The following is a 6,482-nucleotide window of genomic DNA, read 5'->3' on the forward strand; positions in this document are numbered from 1 at the left end:
CCTTCGACTCCGCTCAGGGCAGGTCCAGCGAGCGGGGGCTGGCTCAGGACCGGTTGGCTGAGCCTGTTCTGAGCGAGATCGAATGGCTTGTCCTGCACGGATTTGAAAGACGGTTGTTCCCCGCCCCGTTGGCTGAGCGGAGTCGAAGCCGACGGGGCGGGGAACAACGCTGCCTGGTAATGCGCGCCGATCTCCGCCCCGAACCGCTCGAACAGCGCCTCGGCGATGGCTTCCACGGTGCGGTGCCCGAACAGGAAGGTGGGTTGCAGTTCCAGCCGGAATTCCCGCCGCAGGGCTTCGTTCCACTGGGTGAGGCTGATCGAGGTCAGTCCCAGTTCGCTGAGGTCGTCTTCGACGCGGATGTCGTCCTCGCGGATTTTCAGGATGCGGGCGATGCTCGCCAGCACGTCCCGCTTGAGCGCCGCCAGCAGGTCCGCCGTCCCGGTGGATACAGCCCGCCCGGTCGCCGCCGGAGCTTGCGCCGCCGCCGTTTCGCCCGCCAAGAAGCCGGTCAGGGCTGCGTCGGGTTGGTCGAGGACCAGCACTTGCGGGGCATCCGTGCCCAGCGCCGCCGCCAGCGCATCCAGCGCGGCGCGGGTGTCCAGCGGTTGCAGCCTGAGATTGCGTTCATATTGGGCGCGGACCAGTTCGTCCCGGCCTTGGGCGCAGTCCCGCCACAGCGGCCAGTTCAGCGAGAGGGTCCGGCCCGGACGGTGGCGCTGCCGCCACGCCGCGAAGCTGTCCATGAAGTGGTTGGCGAAGGCGTAATCGCATTGACCGGCGTTGCCCAGCACCGCCGCCACGGAAGAAAACAGCACGAAGAAATCGAGGTTGTCCGACGCGGTGGCCTCATCCAAGAACAGCGTGCCGTGAACCTTGGGCGCCCACACCGCCTCGACTTGGGTGGCGTCCTTATTGAGCAGGGTCGCATCACGGATCACGCCCGCGCCATGGATCACGCCGTGCAAGGCGCCGAACCTGGCCCTGGCTTGCTGCACCAGGGCATACACCTGTTCGCGCTGGGACACGTCGGCGGTTACGACCATCACCTTCGCGCCCAGAGCTTCCAGGGCGTGGAGGGCTTCCGTCCGCGACGGCGCGGAGCGTCCGACCAAAATCAATTTCACGCCCACCGCCGAGCGGGCGAGCTGCTCCGCCACCAATAGCCCCAAATCGCCCAGCCCGCCGGTGATGAGATAGACGCCGCCTTGGCGCAAGGGAAGATTCGCGGGTTCCGCCGCGAATGCCCGGTAGCGCCGCGCCAACCGGACGCCATCCCGATAACGGATTGCCGTGCCCGGCCCGGCCCGGAATTCATCCAGCAAGGGCCGATAGCCCAGCCCCGGTCCCGGATAATCCACGGTGCGGAACGAGAAACCCGGACATTCGTAGCCGAAGCTCTTCAAGAGGCTCCCCATCGCCTCGAACGCGAAGTCGGCGGCATCGTCCCGGTGTGGATGGGCGAACACGCAATGTAGCGCCGAGCGGGGTTGTTCCCGGTACAGAGCGCGAAGGAAATGCATGACCGAGTGAGTGCCCAGCACCAAGGCCGCGTCCAAACCGCCGGAAGTGGCGACCTGAAAAGGCGCGGTCCACAAGTGCAGCACCCGCGCCGGAAGCTGGCCGCGTCGTTGGAGTTCGAGAACTAGGGCTGCGTAATCCTCGGGGCGGTCGGGCCGCAGAGTGAATGCACTGCCGTCCCAGCCGAATGCTTCGCCGCTATGGGCGATCAAGACCGGGCCGGGACCGGCTGCCGCGAGCAATTCGGCGTGGGAACCCAGGCTTTCCGCCCGGTCCATGAACACCAGCAACGGGCCGTCCACCCAGGGTTGGCCGTCCGCCGGTCCCACCTCGGCCCATTCCGGGCGGAAGAAGGCCAGTCGGGGCGATGACTCGGCCACCGACTTAGGCGTTGGCCGAAAACAATTTCCCGAACTCATCGCGCCTCGCTGTAGGTCGGGCTTTAGCCCGACAGGTCGGACTGAAGTCCGACCTACAGATTCCAGGGAGTTATTTTTCGCCAATTGCTTAGCTTCGGCCCGGCCCATCGGCGGTGCCAGCAGGAAGCCGCGCAGTTCCACCAGGGTTTCCCCTGCCGGGGAATACAGGCCGATGTCGTAGCGCTGCCCATCCGGGTTCAGGTGGGCATGGGCGTAGCAATGGCCCACCAGGGGCGCATGGAGGGACAGCCGTTCCAGGGCGTAGGGCAGGCGCGGCGCGGCGTCCGGGCCGTTCTCGCGGAGCAGGCCGACCACGGTTTGCAAAGCGCCGTCCAGCAGGGTGGGATGCAGGCCGTCACGGTCCAGGCGCTGTGTCAGTCCCGGGGGCAGGCGAAGCTCGGCCAGGGCTTCGTTCTCGCCTATCCAAAGCGTCTGGATGGGGCGGTAGGCAGGCCCGTAGGCCAATCCGGCCCGCTGGAATCCGGCGTAAATCTCCCCGCCGGACACGCGGTTCCGGCAGCGTGCTTGAATGGCGGCAAGGTCGAGGCGTGACGGGTTTGCATCGGTGGCAGTGGGCAGGAAGAGCAATTGGCCTTGAGCATGGAGCGTGTCGCCGGAGCGGATGAAATACTCGGCTCCATCTCCAGCCGGGATGATTTCAACGCGGACCTCCCGTGGCTCGGCGGAGAGTTCCAGCGGGCTGAGCCACGCATTGTCGGCCAGCGCCATCACCCGCCGTCCGGTCAGCGCCGCGCCCTGCGCCCTCGCCAATTCCAGCAGCGCGGCGCCGGGCATGAGCGCTTGCGGGCCGACCCGGTGGTCGGCGCTGTGGTAATCCCGCTCGCTTAAGCGGCAGGTCACTTGGATGTCCGGCCCGTGGGAGTGGGCTTTAGCCCACGCTTCGGGCAGCGGTCGCGGGCTGAAGCCCGCTCCCACATCCGGCACCCAATATTTTTCCAGCGCATACGGGTACAGAGGCAGGGGAATCCGCCGCCGCGCCGCGCCGCCATGTAGGGCATCCCAATCCGGTTCGCCGCCTTGCATATACAGGTCCGCCACGGCCAACAGCTTGCGCCGGTAGGCTTCGGTACTCAGGCCGGGGTGATCGGCGATTTCGTGGGTCAAGTGCGCCATGAATTCTTCCATGGCCGGACCCAGGTTGCCCCGGCGTTCCGTATCGAGGTTGGGTGAACCCTCCGCCGCCGCGAGGGCGCTGCGCAGTTCCGCCACCGACCCCGCCACCACGGCATGACGGGCGGCGAAATGGCCCCGGCCCGCGTTGAGCGAATAGCTGATGGCGGCGAGGTCGTGCCGCCCGCCTTCGGCGTCCAGCCACGCCCCGAGATCAGCGATCCGCTGCCGCAGCGCCGCCGTGTTGCGCCCGGACAGCGCGAACAAATAGGCCGGTTTCGCGCTGGACGCGGCGGGACGGCTGGGTGGCGCTTCCTCCATCACCAGATGGCAATTGGTGCCGCTGAAACCGAACGAGCTAATGGCGGCGGTGCGCGGGCCGGTGGATTCCCAAGGCTCCAAACGGGTGTTGATGCGGAACGGGCTGCCCGCCAGGGAAATATGCGGATTGAGCGCGTCGAACTGGATTTGCGGGGGGAATTGCCGGTGTTTCAGGGCCAGCAGCACCTTGAAGGCCCCGGCCATGCCCGCCGCCTCCAGGGCATGGCCGATGTTGGCCTTGACCGAACCCAGCACGCAGTCCTGCCCGGCGTGGTCGCCATAGGCTTCGATGAGGGCTTGGATTTCGATGGGGTCGCCGAGCGGGGTGCCGGTGCCATGGGTTTCCATGTAGCCGATCCGGCCAGGGGCTAGCCCGCTGCGCTCATGGACTTCGCGGATGAGTTGGCGCTGCGACGCACCGCTGGGGGCGGTGATGCCGTTGGTGCGGCCATCCTGGTTCATGCCCGAACCCAGGATCACGCCGTGGACGGTGTCGCCGTCCGCCAGCGCCCGCCGCAAGTCTTTCAGCACGATCACGCCCACCCCTTCGGCGGGCACGAAGCCATTGGCTTTGGCGTCGAACGGGCGGCACAGGCCGTCGGGCGACAACATTCCCGCCTTGCTGGTCATGATGTGGGTGTCCGGCGTGGTCAGCACACAGGCGCCGCCCGCCAGGGCCATGTCGCTTTCCCCGGCGCGGATGCTCCGGCAGGCCTGATGGATGGCTACCAGGGCGCTGGAACAGGCGGTGTCGAGGGCGAGGCTGGGGCCGGTCAGGTTGAGCCAGTAGGCAATCCGCGCCGCCAGGATCGAACTGTTCAAGCCCATCATGGCGTAGGCGTTCAGGTTCTTGCGGGAGCGGATCAACTGCTGGCCGTAATCGCCCCGCCCCACGCCCACGAACACACCGCAACGGCTCCCGGCGGCGCTTATCCCGGTATGGCCCGCGTGTTCCAGGGCATGATAGGCCGTCTGCAAGAACAGCCGTTGTTGCGGGTCCATCAACTCGGCCTCGGCGGGCGCGATGCCGAAGAACAGGGGGTCGAACTCGTCGATGCCGTCCAGGAAGCCGCCCCATTTGCTCAAGGTCTTGGCGTCGGCCTTGCCGGTGGGGTCGTAGTGTTCGGCGGTGTCCCAGCGGGTGGGCGGCACCTCGACCACGCCGCTCCGGCCTTCCGCCAGCAGCCGCCAGAATTCCTCCGCGTCGCGGGCGCCTGGGAAGCGGCCCGCTAGGCCAATCACGGCGATGGGCGCTTCCGCCACGTGCTGTTGGGGTTGTTCGGATTGAACCGGAGCGGCGGGCTGAATGAATGCCTCGACATCCACCGCCAACCGGGCCGGGGTGGCAACCACCGGGGGAACGTCGGCAACAGGCGGCGTAGGGGTGAACGTTGGTTTGAGTTCCAGTTTCGGCGCGGGCGGGGCGACGGTTTCCAGCACCGGCGCGGCTTCCGGCTCAGGCTCCAATTCGCTGGACGCCGCCGGATCCGGCAATTGGGAGGCCACGTAGTCGGCCAAGCGCTTGATGCTGGGGAATTCGTAAAGCTTGGTGCTAGGCATCGCCAATCCGAAAGCGGCGTTGATCCGCCGGATGATCTCGACGCCCAGCACCGAGTCCGCGCCCAGATGGACGAACTCCTTATTGAGGTCGCAGTCGTCGCCCAAATACAGGGTCTCGACGACGATGTGCTGCAATTTCTGCCTGACTTCGTGGCTCATGGCGCGGGTTCCTGGATGATTCCGGCGGGGGGGCGGGTCGCTCTTGACCGCCACCGGGACGGCGGCGGCGAGGGCTGGGGCGGGCTTGGGTTCTGGAACGGATGGCTCGTGTAGGATGGGTGGAGCGTACCCGCGAAACCCATCTTGGTTGGCCATCTCCTGATGGGTTTCGCGGCGCTCTACCCATCCTACGTGAGCTATATCCGCGAGTTTACGCAGCATAACCGGCGTTTTGGCCGATGCGTCCGCCACGCTGGCGGCGGCGGTCGGCGTCATGGGAATGGGCGCGGCGGCGGGCTTGGATTCGGGTTCGGTTTTCGCCGCGCCCGCCTTACGAGTCTCGAACCAATAGGCCCGGCGCTCGAAGGGATAGGTGGGCAAGGACAGCCGCCGGGGTTTCCGACCGTCGGAGTACAAACGCTGCCAGGCTATGGCCGCGCCCCGGCACCAGGCATCCGCCAACGGAATCAAGGCACGCTCGGCCAGCCAAGCGTCGATGGCCTGCTGTTCCACCTCGTCCGGCGGCACGGGCGCGTCGAAGGGGCCACCATGTTCGCTACGACCCTGCCAGCCGTCGGCGAAAGACTCCGGCGCCTCACAGAAGCGCTTGAGCTTCCGCGCCAATTCATCCAGATCGGCGGCGGTGAAGGCCAACCGCTCTTCCATGGCTTCCCGTCCACATTGCAGGGTGTGGGCGATGCGGGCCAAAAGCGCCCGCTCCGCTGTTCCGCCGCCCGCCGCTTTGGCGACATAGGCGTGGAGCCGCGCCGCCGCTTCGTGCAGCCGAGCAGGCGTGCGGGCGGACAGGACGATTAGCACCGGCCCGTCCGCCGTGTCGGCCACCTGTTCTGCCGCCGGGTGCCGGTATTCTTCCAGCACCAAATGGGCATTGGCCCCGCCGAAACCGAAGCCGCTGATTCCGGCCCGGCGCGGAATCTCCATTCCCCGCGCATCCCGTGGCCGCTGCCAGGGCGTGGTTTCGGTGACGAGATAGAACGGCGAACCGCCCAGGTCGATGTAGGGATTTTGGGTCTGGAAATGCAAGGTCTTGGGCAGCACGCCATGCCGCAGGGCAAGGACCACTTTCAGCACACTGGCGATGCCGGCGGCGGTTTCCAGATGGCCGATATTGCTCTTCACCGAGCCGAGGCCGCAGCGGTTCGCGGGCGGCGCGTCCTGGCCGTGGCGGGCGTACAGATCGGCGAAGGCCCGCTTGAGTCCGTTGATTTCCACCGGGTCGCCCAGCTTGGTGCCGGTGCCGTGGGCCTCGACATAGCTGACCGTGGCCGGGTCCAGCCCGGAGCGTTCCCAGGCGCGAGTGATGACTTCCGCCTGCGCGGCGGGATTGGGCGCGGTGAGCGACGTGGCGCG

Annotated in this window: 1 protein-coding gene; it reads right to left on the bottom strand. The window is 67.2% G+C overall.

All coding sequences use genetic code 11. The features are described 5' to 3' along the window. Positions 1-6,482, bottom strand: a 6,482-nt coding sequence (locus tag ACXWUF_RS16305; protein ID WP_458503306.1) for an SDR family NAD(P)-dependent oxidoreductase, incomplete at both ends; no start/stop codon positions are given.

This window comes from Methylomagnum sp. (assembly GCF_054333355.1).